We start from the raw sequence: 18,667 nt of genomic DNA, 5'->3' as shown, positions 1-18,667 counted from the left end.
CATACGTGTCAGTTATTAACGCTCACATGCAGCAACAGGAGTAAAAATGCAAAAGATAGTGATCATCGCGAACGGTGCAGCCTATGGAAGCGAGTCGTTATTCAACAGTCTGCGTCTGGCCATCGCTCTGCGCGAGCAGGAGGGCAGCCTCGACCTGCGTCTGTTTTTAATGTCGGATGCCGTCACTGCAGGGCTGCGCGGGCAGAAACCGGGGGAAGGTTATAATATTCAGCAAATGCTGGAAATCCTGACAGCACAAAACGTTCCGGTAAAACTCTGCAAAACCTGTACCGATGGCCGCGGGATCACCGCTCTGCCGTTAATTGATGGCGTTGAAGTCGGTACGCTGGTGGAACTGGCTCAGTGGACGCTGGCAGCAGATAAGGTTTTGACCTTCTGATGCCAACACTTTCAGGCAAGCGTACTGAAAGTGCCGGTAATTTCCCGATTTAATCTCAGATGGGCGCGGTTTCGTTAAACGTAAGCTCGCCCTTTCAACCCTTTTAAGGGATTTTGTCATTTTTGTTTAATCGTTATGCCATTTTTTGATCAAAATCAGCATCCTGCCCCCTCCCCTTTGGTGTTATGCAATGAGTGAAATGTGAACAACATCACGCAGCACTTTCGACAGAAAGTACGTTGTTTTCAAGAACGGGGTGAAAAATGGCATTAGTGAAGGCAAGTTTGAAATTATTTGGTGGAGATACGGTGGTGGTACGCTGTTCGGAGCGTTGTCACATCCATCTGATGAGCGAGAAAAATCACGTCAAAGACACGCAGACCGACATTTTAAGCGTGCAGAATCGTGATAACGCATGGCTGACTGTACCGTATACCGGCGTCTGGAACGTGCTGATCGACAGCCACAGCCAGTCTCTGGAGCATTCAATCAGTTATATTGCAGCCTGATGATGTACTGCCCGAAAGCATCTACGCTTATCGGGCACACAACAGATAACCTGGCAACGCCTAGGCAAATCCCGGTCGCATGACGCCTTCCGGCAGGTTCTCTCCCAACAATCTTTTGACCGTAATCACCAGATCGTTAAGACAGTCATCCTGCATCCCCAACTTCACCAATTCCTGTTCCAGCGAGAACAGATATTGCGCGTTAGTTCCCAATGGCCCACTGGCAGAAGCAATAAGCGGCGCGATAACCTGAGCACGGGTATCGGACTCAAACAATGGATGTCGCGGATCCATAATAAAGACCAGCGCACTCACCGTTCGGCCATCATCCAGCGTGAGCTGACACCACGTTGGCAGGTAGCAACCCGTGATCATTTCACGCTTCCACAGCAGGGACAGCTCTTGCTCCAGCGATGCATCCGGTAAACGGTATGCCACACCCGTAGTGCGCCCCCCCTCTTTCAGGGCCAACATCCGTCCCGGCTGACACGCCGTTCCTCGCCCTGCCGTCAGGCGCAAACAAAATGCGCGATGCCAGCCGACTAACGTCCCGGTACAGGACTCTTCAAACTCTAACGCCGGGTTCCACATCAACGATCCATAACCAAAGATCCACACCGGTCCATCATCTGGACGGCAGGCAAGCGTGGCGGCCAGTGAGGCTGCCCGTTGTTCCGCCGACCAGAGTAGTGATTCTTCAATATCACCAAATGCCGTCTTACAGTCAGCATTCAATAAAAAATCACGCGTTAACACCTTACACCTCCGCCACTGCGACTTCCCTGCGACAACTTTTTTGACGCCTTCCAGGCTTTTTTACTGCTCATTTTGAAACCAATACCAGGACAATAGGCAATTCATCGACTGCATGCAAGGCAACAAAGGCTCAACGGCACTTTATATCCTCTTTTTATGTCCCGGTCTGGCGCGACCGTCAGCATCTCATCGTGTGATATTTTGATTGATTTAGAAATCTAACATCTTGTTATTTAAATGCTCTCTAAACAAGACACACCATTTTGCTCACTTTGATGCAAAAAATGGTCCATGCCGTAAAATTACGTAAAATCAGATCGGAAATACCGAAAGATCTGTTATTTTTTACATTCTTTAATACATTTATAATTATAAGCACCTGCAGAGATGGAGAATTAATTACATGACACATGCACATGAGGCGGTAAAAACCCGCCACAAGGAGACCTCACTCGCCTTTCCGATTTTGGCGCTGGTAGTACTGTTCTTTTGGGGGAGCAGTCAGTCACTACCAGTGGTCATCGGCATTAACGCACTAGCCCTTATTGGTATATTAAGTAGCGCATTCAGCGTTGTCCGTCATGCAGACGTATTAGCTCACCGACTTGGTGAACCCTATGGCTCGCTGATTCTCAGCCTTTCGGTGGTTATTCTCGAAGTCAGTTTAATTTCCGCATTAATGGCAACTGGTGACGCCGCACCCACGCTAATGCGCGATACGCTCTATTCAATCATTATGATCGTAACCGGTGGGCTGGTCGGGTTTTCATTACTGTTGGGTGGCCGCAAATTTGCCACCCAGTATATGAACCTGTTCGGTATTAAGCAGTATTTAATTGCTCTATTCCCGCTGGCCATTATCGTGCTGGTATTCCCGATGGCATTACCGGGAGCGAATTTCACCACCGCACAGGCACTGCTGGTAGCCTTAATTTCAGCAGCAATGTACGGCGTATTTTTGCTGATCCAGACTAAAACACACCAGAGCCTGTTCATTTACGAGCATGAAGATGAAGGCGACGATGACGACCCGCATCACGGTAAGCCGTCAGCACACAGCAATATGTGGCACGCCGCCTGGCTTATCATTCATCTGATCGCCGTTATTGCCGTAACCAAGATGAACGCCAGCCCACTGGAGACCTTGCTGACTGAACTGAATGCCCCAGTGGCCTTTACCGGTTTCCTGGTTGCGTTACTCATCCTCTCTCCTGAAGGGCTGGGCGCGCTGAAAGCGGTTCTGAGCAATCAGGTACAGCGGGCGATGAATTTGTTCTTCGGTTCAGTATTAGCCACTATTTCACTGACCGTACCAGTGGTGACACTGATCGCATGGGCAACCGGGAATGATTTGGTGTTTGCGCTGGGCGCACCAGAGATGATCGTGATGGTTTCTTCACTGGTACTGTGCCATATCTCTTTCTCCACCGGACGCACCAATGTGCTTAACGGTGCGGCACATCTGGCGCTGTTTATCGCCTATCTGATGACGATATTTGCCTGATGAAAAAAGCCGGACACCAACACAACTTGTCGGGTCCGGCTTCTTATTTCCTTTTGTATACCTGATAAGCGCAAGCTCTATCAGGCACACAAAATGAATTAGTTCTCGGTATCCAGCTCGTCGAAGCTTTTCACCAGGTCATCAATCGCTTTAATCTGCGTCAGGAACTGTTCCAGTTTCGCCAGCGGCAGCGCGGATGGGCCATCGCATTTCGCATTGGCTGGATCCGGATGCGCTTCAATAAACAGACCTGCCAGACCTACCGCCATACCGGCGCGAGCCAGTTCGGTAACCTGCGCACGACGACCGCCGCTTGCTGCGCCAAACGGATCACGGCATTGCAGCGCATGGGTAACGTCAAAAATCACTGGTGAGTTGCCGGAGACTTTCTTCATCACGCTGAAGCCCAGCATGTCTACAACCAGGTTGTCATAACCAAAGTTAGCGCCACGGTCGCACAAAATAACCTTATCGTTACCACCTTCATGGAATTTATCCACGATGTTGCCCATCTGACCCGGGCTTACGAATTGCGGTTTTTTCACGTTAATAACAGCGCCCGTTTTCGCCATCGCTTCTACCAGGTCGGTCTGACGAGCAAGGAATGCCGGCAGCTGAATCACATCCACCACATCGGCAACAGGCTGTGCCTGGCTGGCTTCATGAACGTCGGTGATCACTTTTACGCCAAACGTCTGCTTCAGTTCCTGGAAGATTTTCATCCCTTCTTCAAGACCTGGCCCACGGTAAGAGTGGATGGAAGAACGGTTGGCTTTATCAAAGGAGGCTTTGAACACGTAAGGGATACCCAGCTTTTGAGTAACGGTTACGTAGTGCTCACAAATGCGCATCGCCAGATCGCGGGATTCCAGCACGTTCATTCCGCCAAACAGCACGAACGGCAGGTCATTTGCCACGTTGATGTCGCCAATGCTAACCACTTTTTGTTTCATAGGATCGCCTTAAACGGTAGGTAAAGTGTTATTAATCAATGCAATACAATTTGCTTGTGCGAAATAGTATTAATCTGCGCACGGATCATTTCGCTGATCGGGTCTTCCGGACACTGCTCAACGAAATAACTTAAATCAGTCAGCGCAACATGTTCACATTCCAGCTGCGCGTAGATTAATCCGCGATCGCGTATTTCATACGGATCCTCAGGATTAAACTGCAGTAATGCTTCGCTGGCTCGCAGCGCCAGTTCCATTTGTCGCTCTTCCATTAGCGATGATTTCAGCGTGTCGAGCAGTTTGCGGATCACTTCCGCGTTATCCGCTTCGTCAAGATCCTCGTTGAACAGTTCGGCAACCGGGCTAATGTTACCCTTCAGCCACACTTCCAACGTGTGTTCATTTAACGTTTCGCCATTGAACGGATTGATTAGCCACATTTCACCATCGAGCGATTCAATACGCAGGATGAGTTGTGTCGGGAAAATCACCGGTACCAACGGCAGATCCAGTCGGTTAGCAATCCACAATAAGATGGCACCGAGTGAAACCGCACTGCCCTGACGATTTTTCAGAACCTGGTCGAGCCATAGTGCATCAGAAAGACGATAGACGCCGTGGGTGTCCGTAAAACCCCATTCGCCGTAAAAAAGTGCCAGCAGTTTATCCAGTTGCTCATCCTGAGACAGGAGCTGGCTAATTTCTTCTTGCGCCAGACCAACCAGACGTTCCAGTTCGTCATAGACAGTTTGTGTTGGAAAATCCAGACGGATAGACTCCGACGCCAGGATCATCCCATCACACAACGGCGCTTTATTAAATTCGAAATCAGCTAACGACCTCATGACTTACCCCAGTAACGGTATTTTTGTGGTGGCGAGTTTAATGATGATGTACAGCACCACCAGCGCCAGCGGAAATGCGATTAATCTCGCCTGCTGACTGCGCGCCCGACGGTAATCGAGCGCAATAAAACCCAAAACGATGTAAATGATAACCCCAAACAGCTTTTCAGTCAGCCATGTCCCCTGCTCGGTGAATGGCAGGATGTGCGTTTTAGCGATCAACGCCACGCCGCTGAGGAGTAAAACGGTATCAATGATCGGTGGCAGAATACGCGTCCAGCGCGATGATGCAAGACGTGTATTGGTAGAACGCCACCAAAAACGCAACGTGAGTAGCCCGACAGAAAGCACGATGCTAACGAGATGAATAGTAAGTAGTGTGCTGAACGAATTCATGATGGGATGCGCCCGAGCGTAATCCGCTCGTTGCCGCCATAGTCACGACAGGTTTCAACCGCCTGGTAACCTGCGCGGGTAAACGCGTCGCGTACCGCCTCACCCTGTTGCCAGCCATGTTCCAGCAACAGATAACCGCCGGGCGTTAGCATGTGTCGAGACTGATCAATGATATGCACGATATCCGCCATACCCTGCTCGCCCGCTACCAGTGCCGATAGCGGCTCAAAACGTACATCGCCCTGCGCCAGGTGAGGATCCTGCTCGTCGATGTACGGCGGGTTACTGACGATCATCTCAAACTGCTGCCCCTGCAAAGCACTGAACCAGTCACTTTGCAACACATGCACATTGTCGATAGCCAGATTTTGTCGATTGCGGTTTGCCAGGTTTACGGCATCCGGCATGCGGTCAACTGCTGTCACCGTGCAATCCGGACGCTCAGACGCCAGCGCCAGCGCGATGGCGCCCGTACCGGTTCCCAAGTCGAGAATACGGCACGGCGAGGCAGGCAAACGCGCCAGTGCCTGTTCAACCAGGCACTCGGTATCCGGGCGTGGAATAAGCGTAGCCGGAGACACAAACAGCGGCAGCGACCAGAACTCGCGCACGCCGGTCAGATGTGCCACCGGCTCACCCCGCTGACGGCGTTCCAGTAATGTACCGAGCCGTTGATGCTGCGCCTCGGTTAACACCGTTTCGCCGAACGCCAGAATAAAGGTACGCCCTTTACCGGTGACAAACTCGAGTAAAATCTCGGCGTCACGGCGCGGGCTTTCACTGGTCTGTAGCTGGCTTATTGCTTCACGCAGCCATTGCTGATAGTCCATTAATCTTGCTCGGACAACGCCGCCAACTGGTCGGCCTGGTATTCCTGGACGATTGGCTCAATGAGCATATCCAGTTTACCTTCCATCGCTTCATCCAGACGGTAAAGTGTCAGGTTGATGCGGTGATCGGTCACACGCCCCTGCGGGAAGTTATAGGTACGGTTGCGATCGCTGCGATCGCCACTGCCCAACAGGTTGCGACGTTCAGAGGCTTCCGCCTGCTGACGCCTGGCCACTTCGGCGGCACGAATACGCGCGCCCAGCACTGACATCGCTTTCGCTTTGTTTTTATGCTGTGAACGTTCGTCCTGACACTCCACCACAATGCCGGTCGGCAAGTGGGTAATACGGATAGCGGAGTCGGTGGTGTTAACGTGCTGACCCCCAGCGCCGGATGAGCGGAAGGTATCAATACGCAGATCGGCTGGGTTGATATCCGGCAGTTCTGCTTCCGGCAGTTCCGGCATCACCGCGACCGTACAAGCGGAAGTATGGATACGCCCTTGAGATTCGGTCGCCGGTACGCGCTGTACGCGATGACCGCCGGACTCAAATTTCAGCCGACCATACACGCCATCACCGCTGACTTTGGCAATAATTTCTTTGTAGCCACCATGTTCGCCTTCGTTGGCGCTCATGATCTCTACCCGCCAGCGACGCGATTCAGCGTAACGGCTGTACATGCGGAACAGATCGCCCGCAAACAGCGCCGCTTCATCACCACCGGTTCCCGCACGCACTTCGAGGAAGGCGTTACGTTCATCATCAGGATCGGTTGGCAGCAGCAGAACCTGCAGATGCTGTTCCAGCTGTTCACATTTCTCTTTTGCTTCGCGCAGTTCATCCTGCGCCATTTCACGCATTTCAGGATCGTCGAGCATCATCTGTGCCGTTTCGATATCTTCCTGAACCTGTTGCCAGTCCGTAAAACAACGGGAAACATCACTTAATTGCGCATATTCGCGCGACAATGCACGAAAGCGTTCCTGGTCTGCGATAGTTCCCGCATCACCGAGCAGCGCCTGAACTTCTTCATGGCGTTCATGCAGGGCTTCCAGTTTGGCAACGATAGAAGGCTTCATAGGCGTAAATGCACCCTGTAAAAAATGAGATTGGTGTACTGCTACTCCAGCCCGAGGCTGTCGCGCAGAATATTCAGGCGTTCACTGTCCCCGTCACGGGCGGCCTGTTGAAGTGATTTGGTTGGTGCGTGGATCAGGCGGTTAGTCAGCTTCCACGCCAGGTCCTGCATAATGGCTTGCGCATCACCGCCCTGTTCCAGAGCAGCCAACGCTTTAGCGGTCAGTTCATCACGGATTTGTTCAGACTGACTGCGATAATCGCGGATGGTCTCGCTTGCGCTTTGTGCTCGCAGCCAGGCCATAAACTCGCTGGTTTCCTGCGCAACGATGGTTTCCGCTTCCACGGCGGCCGCTTTGCGCTGCGCCAGGTTATGCGAAATGATGCTTTGCAGGTCGTCAACACTGTACAAATAGGCGTTGGACAGTTTGCCCACTTCCGGTTCAACATCGCGTGGTACCGCAATATCGACCAGCAGCATAGGCTGATTACGGCGATTTTTTAGCGCACGTTCGACCATCCCCTTGCCAATAATAGGCAGCGGGCTGGCGGTAGAGCTGATAATAATATCGGCATCCTGTAAGCGGGCATCAATATCGCTCAGAGAAATCACCTCGGCGCCGACTTCATCGGCCAGCACCTGCGCACGCTCACGTGTGCGGTTAGCGATGATCATCTTCTTCACTTTATGCTCACGCAGATGTCGCGCCACCAGCTCGATGGTCTCGCCGGCACCCACTAACAACACGGTTACCGTGGAAAGGGATTCAAAGATCTGCCGCGCCAGGGTACAGGCAGCAAACGCGACGGACACCGCGCTGGCACCGATATCCGTTTCTGTGCGTACACGCTTCGCGACAGAGAATGATTTCTGGAACATACGTTCCAGCGCACTGGCGTTCAGATGGCCTTTTTGCGAGTCCGCAAAGGCTTTTTTCACCTGCCCCAGAATTTGTGGCTCGCCAAGCACCAGCGAATCCAGACCGCTGGCGACACGCATCAGATGGCTGACGGCGTCGTTGTCCTGGTGCCAGTAGAGGCTACTGCGCAGGTCTTCTTCGTTCAGATTGTGGTACTCACACAGCCAGCGAATCAGCGCTTCCTGCAGGTTATCCTGCTCTTCTACGCTGAGATACAGCTCTGTGCGGTTACACGTCGACAACACTACCCCGCCCTGCACCATTGGCTGCGCAAGCAGGCTGTCCAGCGCCTGATCGAGCGTATCCGGCGAAAACGTTACGCGTTCTCGCAGCGATACAGGTGCCGTTTTATGGTTAATACCAAGCGCTAAAAGGGTCATGTGTGCGGGAATAGTACCAGCGTTGATAAGGTTAGACTGGGTGCATCATACAGGATGCGTGCAGCCAATAAAAGAGACTGCCCCCTTTTGGAGTAATAGCTTACGGTTTAAATTAAGATAACGTGACCGTAGACGATATTCACGGTCGGCGCTAGCATTAAGGGTTATAACTGCAACCGCTGGCATGATTTTGCCGGATGGCGAAAAACGCGTCTTTTCCGACCTGCGGATTCAGTTTGTAGGCCTGATAAGCGCCGCGCCATCAGGCAATTAATGCACCGTATTACAAGGATTTGTCATCATTATGACCCTGCCTGATTTTCGCCTGATTCGCCTGCTGCCGCTGGCGGCCCTGGTTCTTACTGCCTGTACGCTCAACGCGCCGAAAGGTCCCGGCAAAAGCCCCGACTCTCCGCAGTGGCGCCAGCACCAGCAGGAAGTGCGCGCCCTGAACCAATATCAGACACGCGGTGCGTTTGCCTATATTTCCGACCAGCAGAAAGTGTATGCCCGCTTTTTCTGGCAGCAAACTGGCCAGGATCGCTATCGCCTTCTGCTAACCAATCCGTTGGGCAGTACCGAACTGGAACTGAACGCGCAACCGGGCAACGTGGAACTCGTCGACAACAAAGGGAAGCACTACACCGCTGACGACGCCGAAGAGATGATTGGTAAACTGACCGGCATGCCTATTCCATTGAACAGCTTGCGCCAGTGGATCCTGGGTCTGCCGGGAGACGCCACCGATTATAAACTTGACGACCAATATCGTCTGAGCGAAGTGAATTACAGTAAAGATGGCAAAAGCTGGAAAGTCGTGTACAGCGCCTACGACAGCAAAACGCAGCCGGCGATGCCTGCAAATATGGAGCTGTCCGACGGCTCCCAGCGCATTAAGCTGAAAATGGATAACTGGATTGTGAAATGATGACCCGTTGGCCCTCTCCGGCAAAATTGAATTTATTTCTATACATCACCGGGCAGCGTGCGGACGGTTATCACACGCTGCAGACGTTGTTCCAGTTTCTGGATTACGGCGATACGATAGATATTGCGCTGCGCAGCGACGGTGAAATTCACCTGTTAACGCCCGTTGATGGGGTTGAGCATGAAGACAACCTGATCGTTCGCGCAGCGCGTTTGCTAATGACAACGGCGTCTGAAAGCAATCGTCTTCCCAAAGGGAGCGGCGCGGACATCAGTATCGACAAACGCCTGCCGATGGGCGGCGGCCTCGGTGGTGGCTCATCGAATGCCGCCACCGTTTTAGTGGCGCTGAATCAGCTGTGGCAGTGTGGGTTGTCTGTAGATGAACTGGCAATACTGGGCTTAACGCTGGGCGCCGACGTACCGGTATTCGTACGCGGTCACGCAGCCTTTGCTGAAGGCGTAGGAGAAATTCTGACGCCGGTCAATCCAGCAGAAAAATGGTACCTGGTCGCCCATCCGGGAGTCAGTATTCCAACGCCGGTGATTTTTAACGATCCTGACCTCCCCCGTAACACGCCAAAAAGGTCAATAGAAACGTTACTAAAATGTGAATTCGGCAATGATTGCGAGGTTATCGCAAGAAAACGTTTTCGCGAGGTTGATGCGGCGCTTTCCTGGCTGTTAGAATACGCGCCGTCGCGCCTGACTGGTACAGGGGCTTGTGTCTTTGCTGAATTTGACACTGAGTCTCGTGCTCGCCAGGTGCTTGAGCAAGCCCCGGATTGGCTCAAAGGCTTTGTGGCGAAAGGTGTCAACCTCTCCCCATTGCACAGAGCGCTACTCTAAATCATTTGGGTTTCAGGAAGATGGCGAGATGACGAATCGCCAGACACATACAAAAGTATGTGACTGGTGTGAGAAATTGATGCCAGCACGTGAAACGCGGCTGATGACGAGTAAGCCGGGCAAGCTGAGTTGCGGTGACAACGTCACCCTGTTCCAGACGTTGCATCGCGCTCTTTAATACACCGCCTGGAGAGGATACTGCCTGGCCCGCACAGTTTTCGGCAGATTCTTTCCACCAATGGACGCATGCCTGAGGTTCTTCTCGTGCCTGATATGAAGCTTTTTGCTGGTAACGCCACCCCGGAACTAGCACAACGTATTGCCAACCGCCTGTACACTTCACTCGGCGACGCCGCTGTAGGTCGCTTTAGCGACGGCGAAGTCAGCGTACAAATTAATGAAAATGTACGCGGTGGTGATATTTTCATCATCCAGTCCACTTGTGCCCCTACTAACGACAACCTGATGGAATTGGTCGTTATGGTTGATGCGCTGCGCCGTGCTTCCGCAGGCCGTATCACCGCCGTTATCCCTTACTTCGGCTATGCACGTCAGGATCGTCGCGTACGTTCTGCTCGTGTTCCGATTACCGCTAAAGTCGTCGCGGACTTCCTGTCCAGCGTTGGCGTTGACCGCGTCCTCACCGTTGACCTGCATGCTGAACAGATCCAGGGCTTCTTTGATGTGCCGGTTGATAACGTATTCGGTAGCCCGATTCTGTTAGAAGACATGCTGCAGTTGAATCTGGACAACCCGATTGTGGTTTCTCCAGACATTGGTGGCGTCGTGCGTGCCCGCGCTATCGCTAAACTGCTGAACGATACCGATATGGCTATCATCGATAAACGTCGCCCGCGTGCGAACGTTTCTCAGGTGATGCACATCATTGGTGACGTTGCGGGCCGTGACTGCGTGCTGGTTGATGACATGATCGATACCGGCGGTACGCTGTGTAAAGCTGCTGAAGCGCTGAAAGAGCGTGGTGCTAAACGCGTATTTGCTTATGCAACTCACCCGATCTTCTCAGGTAATGCGGCAAACAACCTGCGCAACTCAGTAATTGATGAAGTCGTTGTCTGTGACACCATTCCACTGACCGACGAAATCAAAGCACTGCCAAACGTGCGTACGTTGACTCTGTCGGGTATGCTGGCCGAAGCGATTCGTCGTATCAGCAACGAAGAATCCATCTCTGCTATGTTCGAGCATTAATCGAACCCGGCTCAAAAACCCGCTGCGGCGGGTTTTTTTATCTGTAATATTTATTTGTATGACTTTTGCCTCCTTCACCTGCCATTCAATTGACAGATGATGCGCCCATGGATGAAACATTATTGTGAACAGATTATTTTCCTCACATGTGATGCCTTTCCGCGCCCTCATCGACGCTTGTTGGAAAGAAAAATATACCGTTTCTCGCTTTACCCGCGACCTGATCGCCGGGATAACGGTTGGGATAATTGCCATTCCGCTGGCGATGGCGCTGGCAATCGGTAGTGGCGTTGCACCACAGTACGGCCTGTACACCTCTGCCGTGGCTGGAATTGTTATCGCCCTCACCGGGGGCTCACGCTTTAGCGTATCAGGCCCAACTGCCGCCTTCGTGGTGATTTTGTATCCGGTGTCGCAACAGTTTGGACTGGCAGGTCTGCTGGTCGCCACGCTAATGTCCGGGATATTCCTGATCCTTTTCGGCCTCGCTCGATTTGGCCGCCTGATCGAATACATTCCGGTGTCCGTTACGTTAGGTTTTACCTCGGGTATTGGTATCACCATCGGTACCATGCAGATTAAAGATTTTCTCGGCCTGCAAATGACCCACGTGCCAGAGCACTATTTGCAGAAGGTGGGTGCGCTATTTATGGCCTTGCCGACCATCAACGTGGGTGATGCCGCCATTGGCGTAGTGACGCTGGGGATCCTGATTTTCTGGCCGCGTCTGGGTATCCGATTACCGGGCCACCTTCCCGCACTACTGGCAGGCTGTGCGGTAATGGGTATCGTGAACCTGACCGGCGGCCATGTCGCCACCATTGGTTCTCAGTTCCACTATATTCTGGCTGACGGCTCGCAGGGCAATGGTATCCCACAACTACTGCCGCAGTTGGTATTACCGTGGAATATGCCGGAATCAAACTTTACCCTGAGCTGGAGTTCGTTACAGGCGCTGTTACCGGCAGCCTTCTCGATGGCGATGCTCGGGGCGATCGAATCTCTGCTGTGCGCCGTCGTACTTGATGGGATGACCGGCACCAAACACAAAGCTAACAGTGAGCTGATTGGTCAGGGACTGGGCAACATCGTGGCACCGTTCTTTGGCGGTATCACCGCCACGGCGGCAATTGCCCGTTCTGCGGCAAACGTCCGCGCGGGTGCAACCTCGCCAATCTCTGCGGTTATCCATGCAATTCTGGTGATCCTTGCCCTGCTGGTGCTTGCACCGCTGCTTTCCTGGTTACCGCTTTCCGCCATGGCTGCCCTGCTGCTAATGGTGGCATGGAACATGAGTGAAGCGCATAAAGTCGTGGATCTGCTGCGTCATGCGCCAAAAGACGACATCATCGTTATGCTGATGTGTATGTCGCTGACGGTGCTGTTCGATATGGTTATCGCCATCAGCGTCGGTATCGTTCTCGCTTCTTTGCTGTTTATGCGTCGTATTGCGCGCATGACGCGTCTGGCGCCGGTCAACGTAGACGTACCGGACGATGTGCTGGTGTTGCGCGTCATTGGCCCGCTATTCTTTGCCGCGGCGGAAGGATTATTTACCGATCTCGAGTCGCGTATTGCAGGTAAACGCATCGTAGTCTTGAAGTGGGACGCGGTCCCGGTACTGGATGCCGGTGGTCTGGACGCTTTCCAGCGCTTTGTGAAAAAACTGCCCGAAGGCTGCGAACTGCGGGTTTCTAACCTGGAATTCCAGCCGCTGCGCACCATGGCGCGCGCCGGTATTCAGCCGATCCCCGGTCGTCTGGCATTCTTCCCGAACCGTGATGCCGCGCTGGCAGATATTTAATCATACGATGTTACCGGCTTGCGCAGGCTTGCCGGTAACACTTCTCTTCTGTAAACGCGTCTGAGTTGCTATTATCCAGTTCCCCTGGTTCTGATGATATCTGCAACGATGAACGCTGATACTACATTTATATTCCGTGAAATAACTGAGGCTGATATTTCGTCCGTTCAGTCGTTTATTATCCACCATTTAAATCTCTATTTTAACGCTAACCGACCAGCACCTGAACCGCATGCAGATGTATTAAATCTGCGCTCACACTACCTCCATCAACCGCGAAATCTGTTGCTCGGCGCATGGAATAACCGACAGCAACTTATCGCTACGCTGGCGGTTTGCCAGTACGATGACCGAATACCTGCACTGCGCGGACGCTATCAATTATCCTCAACCGCGGAAATTTGTCGCTGCTACGTCTCACAGGAATATCGTCGGCAAGGCATAGGCAGCCAACTTGTCCTGCTGGCGGAACAATTTTGCGACCGACAACAATATAAAATACGCTATCTGCACACCCACCACTTTTTACCTGGTGGCTATCAATTTTGGTTGCGAAATCACTTTACCGTCTTTTTTGATGAAGGTGGCGAACAGCAAATCGTACACATGGAAAAATATCAATAAAAATGTGACGCCGCGCAAATAATTAAATATCACAGTAAATTTCGTTATTAAGCGTGGTCAGCTCGGCAAAGAAAACATTAATTGATCAACATCAAACAATTCTCATTTAGTTTATCGGTATTTGTGTTTTTCACATAACTAATGTCACAAACACCAAAGCAACGAATTGATTTTATTGAATTTAAAAATAAAAGCGGTATCAACCCTACTTATTCAAGCGGTTGACGGGGCTATTCGATACCGATAAAGTCCCCACCGACAGTATTTCAGAATCTATTTATCATTTTGAAACGGAATATGGTGCGGATTATTTTAATCTTATGCCATAGCTGCCCCCGCAACTGTAAGCGGAAACTGAATATCACTGTGTCGTGGATTATCCACGACAGGTCACTGTAAAGAACGCCTTTATGGGAAGGCCGATATTCAGATTGCCGCGAGCCAGGAGACCTGCTGTCAAGGTTGTATACATTGAGTGGACGGGATGGTCCATGGGGTGATTTATTTGACGAATGAATAATATAATTTCTGAACAAATTGGCAACAATATGTTTTATTTTCATATTATCTTGCCCGCAGTTCACGATTAGATGTCATCTATCGTCATGTGCCTGTCCCGAATTTATGGAACGAAATGAACCATGACCAGACGTTCAGATTCTGGCATGAACGGGACAACGCTAATGCACGCAAAAATAACTTCTGCTTATTGCAAACTTTCACTTCTGGCACTGACTGGCGCAGCACTCTTCCTGACCAGCAATATGGCTTCTGCGGCAAAAACAGAATATCCATTAACGATCAAAAACTGTGGTAGGGATATTACGTTTAATCATGCGCCAAAACGCGTGACTACCGTTGGACAAAACAGTACTGAAATCCTCTATTCCCTGGGTCTGGCCGATCGTGTTGTTGGAACATCACTGTGGTTTGGCCCGGTACCTGAACAGTACAAAGCAGTGAATGACAAGATTGCAGTCATTGCGCAAAACATCCCGAGTTTCGAAGGGATTATTGCGAAAAAACCGGATCTGGTGGCCAGTCAGTTTGAATGGCAGATTGGCCCTGCGGGCACAGTTGCCTCTTACGAACAATTTAGCGAATTACACGTTCCGGTTTATACCGCCCCAGCCGATTGTGCCAAAGACAACGAAGACGGCGGCGACGGCGTGCGTAAGAGCATGTTTGATATCGCCATGGTCTATCAGGAAATTGCCGACCTGGCGAAAATTTTTGATGTACAGGACAAAGGCGATGAACTGATTGCCAGCCTGAAAGCACGTGAAGCCGCTGCGAAAGCTAAGATTGCCGGCATGGACAACCACGTATCTGCCGTCTTTTGGTTCTCCAGCGCCGACCTGCAGCTTGACCCCTATGTCGCCGGGAAATTTGGCCCCGCGGCGTGGATAGCGCAATCTCTTGGGGTGAAAAATGTCATTGATTCCGCCGAGGAGTGGCCAACAGTAGGTTGGGAAACCATTGCCAAAGCCAATCCATCGGTCATCGTCCTCGGCGAGATGGGCCGTCGCCGCTTCCCGGCCGATGACTGGAAAGTCAAAATGGAATACCTCACGTCCGATCCTGTTACCCGGCTGATCCCGGCAGTGAAAGAAAACCACCTGCCGGTGATCGACGTGCAAACCATGAACGCGGGTATCAGAACCATTGACGGACTGGAAAAACTCGCCGATGCGCTGGTGCAATATGGTCTGGCGCACCCTCAGACGACTCACTAACTCTCGTCGCGCGTTATGCCTTATACGGGCATAGCGCCCTTTCGTATTCCGGGAAGTCGTAAACAATGAGCGAATTACGCAGGACGCGTCATGCCATGAGCCAGCTTGCATGCAGGACGCTGTTCCACGCGCTGTGGGTCAGCATGGTGATGTGCGGCGTCCTTCTGGCGGGCATTTCAATCGGTGAGACGGTTATCCCGTGGCAGCATGTCAGCCATACGCTGGCAAACCGCTTGTTTGATACACAGTATGCGGTGGATGCGCTTGATGCCGGGATTATCTGGAACTACCGCCTGACCCGCGCGCTGGTTTCCGCCTGTTGCGGAGCCTGCCTGGCGGTTTCAGGCGTGGTTCTCCAGTCGCTGCTGCGCAATGCGCTGGCCGAACCTTACCTGCTGGGTATTTCTGCCGGAGCCTCAACGGGCGCGGTGCTCATCGCCCTGACCGGACTTGGCGCAGGGATCATTTCCATGTCGCTTGGCGCGTTTATTGGCGCGCTGACGGCATTTCTGTTTGTCGCACTATTGGCGATGGCGGCAAGGGGCAAAAGCGGCTCGGCCACCACGCAAATCATTCTCGCCGGGATTGCCAGTTCGCAGCTGTTCAATGCCATTACCTCGCTCATCATTACGCGCTCAGCCAATGCCGAACAGGCTCGGGGCATCATGTTCTGGCTGCTGGGCAATCTCAGCGGGGTACGCTGGCCGGATGTCGTGCTGGCCATCCCTACTGCGCTGATTGGCATCGTCGTTTGCTTTTGCTACGCCCGCCATCTGGATGCTTTCTCGTTTGGCGCGGAATCAGCGGCATCGTTGGGCATTCCCGTTAAACGCACCCGTGGCGTACTGATTGCCGCCGTAACAGGGATGACGGCCATAATGGTATCAATCGTCGGCGCCATTGGCTTTGTCGGACTGGTCATCCCCCATGCTGCGCGGTTACTGGTGGGAAATCAGCACCATCGCCTATTGCCCGTCAGCGCTCTTATTGGTGCCATTTTCCTTATCGTCGCGGATGTTATTTCACGCACCTTACTTCCAGGACAGGTCTTGCCGATCGGCGTGATTACCGCACTGGTCGGCGCACCTGCATTTGCCATCATTTTGATACGAGGGAATCCGGGGAAATGACCGCTAATCCTGTGGTAAACGCCCAGCATCTGTACTGGGAGGTCAAAGGCAAAGCCATCGTCAATGATGTCTCTTTTCAGGTCTCGCGCGGCGAGTTTGTCGGCATTATCGGCCCCAATGGTTCCGGGAAAACGTCGCTGATTTCGCTCCTGGCGGGTTTACTGAAACCGTCTTCCGGGCACGTTACGTTAAACCATCAGGATATTCGACGCTATTCACGCCGCCATCTGGCGCAGAAGGTGGCACTGGTTGAACAACAGGCTGAAACCAGTGAGCGTCTTACCGCCATTCAGGCGGTTTCTCTTGGTCGCACGCCATGGCTGAGCCTGCTGTCGCCGTGGTCGAGGAAAGACGACGATATTGTGCAGACGATGCTGGAGAAAGTCGCTCTACAAAACATGCAGCATCGCTGCTGGCATACCTTCTCCGGCGGAGAGCGTCAACGTCTGCACATCGCCAGAGCGCTGGCACAACAGCCGCAGGTACTGCTGATGGATGAGCCGACAAACCATCTTGATATCCAGCATCAGATTGGCCTGCTCAATCTGGTTAAACGTGAAAAACTCACCGTCATCGCTGCCCTACACGACCTGAATCATGCGGCGATGTTCTGCGATCGCATCATGGTGATGAAAGCCGGACAGCTGGCGATGCAGGGGCGTCCTGCCGCCATTTTTACCCGTGAAAATCTTAATAGCTGGTTTGGGATCGACGCGATTGTCGAACACGCCCCCGACGAAGAGAACTGTTTTATCCGTTACCAACGCCCCGCGTAAACACCGAAAGGAACCGCAATGAAATGTGTTAAGCAAAGTTTGCAAATCTTATGCCTGTTAGCCTTCACCTCGACGGCTTTTGCACAAACCTACGAAGTGCTGATGAAAAACCGCGGTACAGGCGGCCCGATGGTTTATGAGCCGGACTATCTGGCGATCCAGCCAGGTGATAGCGTGAAGTTTATCCGCAAACATAAGAGCCACAATGCCGCGTCGATTGCCGAACTCTCTCCCGCCGGATACCCCGGCTTTATCGGCAAAATCGATGAAGAGATTGAAGTGAAATACGACAACGCAGGTTTCTACGGCATCAAATGTTCACCGCACTACGCGCAGGGCATGATCATGCTGATTAAAGTCGGCGACGCCGTTTTACCCGACAGCTACCGCGCGTTCAAAGCCCCTGGTCTTGCCGATAAGCGTTTTCAGGAAATTTATACCCGCATCGATAAACAGTAACGCCGTCACAAAGGGAGAATAATGGTGGTGGACAAAAAAACGCTTAGCGAAACAATCCAAACTCAGCGGCGCGATTGCCTGTGCAAGCTGACGAAATTTGTCGGCGCAGCGGGCGTGACTGCCGCCGTCTGGCCACTCATTTCCGCGCTGGGTCCGGATGATAAAACGGTGGCGGAAAATGAACCTGTTGATGTCTCCCTCGCAGGCGTAACAGCAGGCCAGACGGTGAAGCGTATCTGGCAGGGAAAACTGATCCTGATTCGCCACCGCACGACGGAGGAGATTGCCGCGGCGCGGCAAGCTGATCTGCGTCTACTGGCCGATCCACAGGCGGATAGCGAGCGGGTGGCAGCGGCACATCCACAGTGGCTGGTAGTACAAGGTTACTGCCCCCACGCGGGTTGTGTACCCAATGCCAACCCCAACGGACAGGGCTGGGTCTGCCCGTGTCATGGTTCCGAGTTTGACACCTCCGGGCGCGTAACACGAGGCCCGGCCACGGCGAATCTGGCCATCCCTGACTTTAGCGTGTCGGCTGACGGCCTGAGTCTGCGTATTGGTACGAAGGATGCCTGAG

General features: G+C 52.5%; 20 protein-coding genes and 1 riboswitch. Of the genes, 13 read left to right on the top strand and 7 right to left on the bottom strand.

All coding sequences use genetic code 11. The annotated features are described in order from the left end of the window. Nucleotides 1-46: 46 nt before the first annotated feature. Together HV041_RS07305 and HV041_RS07300 are read left to right on the top strand one after the other, a co-directional pair. On the top strand, nt 47-400 hold the full coding sequence (locus HV041_RS07305; RefSeq protein ID WP_005126372.1) for a DsrE/DsrF/TusD sulfur relay family protein: 354 nt from the start codon (nt 47-49) through the stop codon (nt 398-400). A gap of 263 nt (nt 401-663) precedes the next feature. Beyond that, nucleotides 664-909 (top strand): DUF1883 domain-containing protein, encoded by a 246-nt coding sequence (locus tag HV041_RS07300; RefSeq protein WP_042318612.1) that lies wholly within the window; start codon nt 664-666, stop codon nt 907-909. Between the two features lie 60 nt (nt 910-969). Here HV041_RS07300 and HV041_RS07295 read toward each other — a convergent pair whose 3' ends face one another. Beyond that, complete coding sequence (locus HV041_RS07295) at nt 970-1,665, bottom strand: gamma-glutamylcyclotransferase (protein ID WP_101743259.1); 696 nt, start codon at nt 1,663-1,665, stop codon at nt 970-972. 403 nt (nt 1,666-2,068) lie between these two features. Here HV041_RS07295 and chaA point away from each other — a divergent pair, with 403 nt between their 5' ends. Beyond that, nucleotides 2,069-3,169 carry a sodium-potassium/proton antiporter ChaA gene (gene chaA / locus HV041_RS07290; protein WP_121584722.1) on the top strand — a complete coding sequence of 367 codons (1,101 nt, stop codon included), beginning with the start codon at nt 2,069-2,071 and terminating at the stop codon, nt 3,167-3,169. Between the two features lie 98 nt (nt 3,170-3,267). Here the strand turns inward: chaA and kdsA are convergent, their stop codons facing one another. The 6 genes from kdsA to hemA are packed head-to-tail and all read right to left on the bottom strand — an operon-like array spanning nt 3,268 to nt 8,573. Then, nucleotides 3,268-4,122 (bottom strand): 3-deoxy-8-phosphooctulonate synthase, encoded by an 855-nt coding sequence (gene kdsA, locus HV041_RS07285; protein ID WP_003020772.1) that lies wholly within the window; start codon nt 4,120-4,122, stop codon nt 3,268-3,270. A gap of 35 nt (nt 4,123-4,157) precedes the next feature. Further along, the gene (gene sirB1, locus HV041_RS07280) at nt 4,158-4,967 is read right to left on the bottom strand and encodes an invasion regulator SirB1 (RefSeq protein WP_048211462.1); all 810 of its coding nucleotides are present in this window, start codon (nt 4,965-4,967) and stop codon (nt 4,158-4,160) included. A gap of 3 nt (nt 4,968-4,970) precedes the next feature. Further along, nucleotides 4,971-5,363 carry an invasion regulator SirB2 gene (gene sirB2 / locus HV041_RS07275; RefSeq protein WP_061068025.1) on the bottom strand — a complete coding sequence of 131 codons (393 nt, stop codon included), beginning with the start codon at nt 5,361-5,363 and terminating at the stop codon, nt 4,971-4,973. Beyond that, complete coding sequence (prmC, locus tag HV041_RS07270) at nt 5,360-6,193, bottom strand: peptide chain release factor N(5)-glutamine methyltransferase (protein ID WP_048211461.1); 834 nt, start codon at nt 6,191-6,193, stop codon at nt 5,360-5,362. Before prmC ends, sirB2 begins: the two co-directional genes overlap by 4 nt. Next, entirely contained in the window at nt 6,193-7,275 is a 1,083-nt protein-coding gene (prfA, locus tag HV041_RS07265) for a peptide chain release factor 1 (RefSeq protein ID WP_061068026.1), read from the bottom strand. Before prfA ends, prmC begins: the two co-directional genes overlap by 1 nt. 41 nt (nt 7,276-7,316) lie before the next feature. Further along, complete coding sequence (gene hemA, locus HV041_RS07260; RefSeq protein ID WP_040233235.1) at nt 7,317-8,573, bottom strand: glutamyl-tRNA reductase; 1,257 nt, start codon at nt 8,571-8,573, stop codon at nt 7,317-7,319. A gap of 304 nt (nt 8,574-8,877) precedes the next feature. Here hemA and lolB point away from each other — a divergent pair, with 304 nt between their 5' ends. From lolB to petA, 10 genes are all read left to right on the top strand, one after another. Further along, nucleotides 8,878-9,501 carry a lipoprotein insertase outer membrane protein LolB gene (gene lolB / locus HV041_RS07255; protein WP_048211459.1) on the top strand — a complete coding sequence of 208 codons (624 nt, stop codon included), beginning with the start codon at nt 8,878-8,880 and terminating at the stop codon, nt 9,499-9,501. Next, nucleotides 9,498-10,349, top strand: coding sequence for a 4-(cytidine 5'-diphospho)-2-C-methyl-D-erythritol kinase (gene ispE, locus HV041_RS07250; RefSeq protein WP_116359973.1), 852 nt, complete (start codon nt 9,498-9,500; stop codon nt 10,347-10,349). Before lolB ends, ispE begins: the two co-directional genes overlap by 4 nt. 264 nt (nt 10,350-10,613) lie before the next feature. After that, a complete protein-coding gene (prs, locus tag HV041_RS07245) occupies nt 10,614-11,561 on the top strand; it encodes a ribose-phosphate diphosphokinase (protein ID WP_001518537.1) in 948 nt (315 codons plus the stop codon). Between the two features lie 124 nt (nt 11,562-11,685). Further along, nucleotides 11,686-13,365, top strand: coding sequence for a C4-dicarboxylic acid transporter DauA (gene dauA, locus HV041_RS07240; RefSeq protein WP_121584723.1), 1,680 nt, complete (start codon nt 11,686-11,688; stop codon nt 13,363-13,365). A 108-nt stretch (nt 13,366-13,473) separates the two neighbouring features. Next, the gene (locus tag HV041_RS07235) at nt 13,474-13,989 is read left to right on the top strand and encodes a GNAT family N-acetyltransferase (protein ID WP_048211456.1); all 516 of its coding nucleotides are present in this window, start codon (nt 13,474-13,476) and stop codon (nt 13,987-13,989) included. 242 nt (nt 13,990-14,231) lie between these two features. Continuing rightward, nucleotides 14,232-14,462: riboswitch (cobalamin riboswitch) on the top strand. A 210-nt stretch (nt 14,463-14,672) separates the two neighbouring features. After that, nucleotides 14,673-15,725, top strand: a complete 1,053-nt coding sequence (locus tag HV041_RS07230; RefSeq protein WP_061068831.1) for an ABC transporter substrate-binding protein — start codon at nt 14,673-14,675, stop codon at nt 15,723-15,725. A 65-nt stretch (nt 15,726-15,790) separates the two neighbouring features. Then, complete coding sequence (locus tag HV041_RS07225) at nt 15,791-16,855, top strand: iron ABC transporter permease (protein WP_061068030.1); 1,065 nt, start codon at nt 15,791-15,793, stop codon at nt 16,853-16,855. After that, on the top strand, nt 16,852-17,631 hold the full coding sequence (locus tag HV041_RS07220; RefSeq protein WP_048211454.1) for an ABC transporter ATP-binding protein: 780 nt from the start codon (nt 16,852-16,854) through the stop codon (nt 17,629-17,631). Before HV041_RS07225 ends, HV041_RS07220 begins: the two co-directional genes overlap by 4 nt. Nucleotides 17,632-17,649: 18 nt before the next feature. Continuing rightward, entirely contained in the window at nt 17,650-18,090 is a 441-nt protein-coding gene (locus HV041_RS07215) for a pseudoazurin (RefSeq protein ID WP_048211453.1), read from the top strand. Between the two features lie 21 nt (nt 18,091-18,111). Further along, nucleotides 18,112-18,666, top strand: a complete 555-nt coding sequence (gene petA, locus HV041_RS07210) for a ubiquinol-cytochrome c reductase iron-sulfur subunit (protein WP_071887352.1) — start codon at nt 18,112-18,114, stop codon at nt 18,664-18,666. The last annotated feature ends 1 nt before the right edge of the window (nt 18,667 follow it).

Source organism: Citrobacter sp. RHBSTW-00029 (assembly GCF_014104295.1).
Lineage (GTDB): Bacteria > Pseudomonadota > Gammaproteobacteria > Enterobacterales > Enterobacteriaceae > Citrobacter > Citrobacter youngae.
Note: the sequence above shows the minus strand (reverse complement) of the source record. Positions and strands in the feature narration are given on the sequence as shown.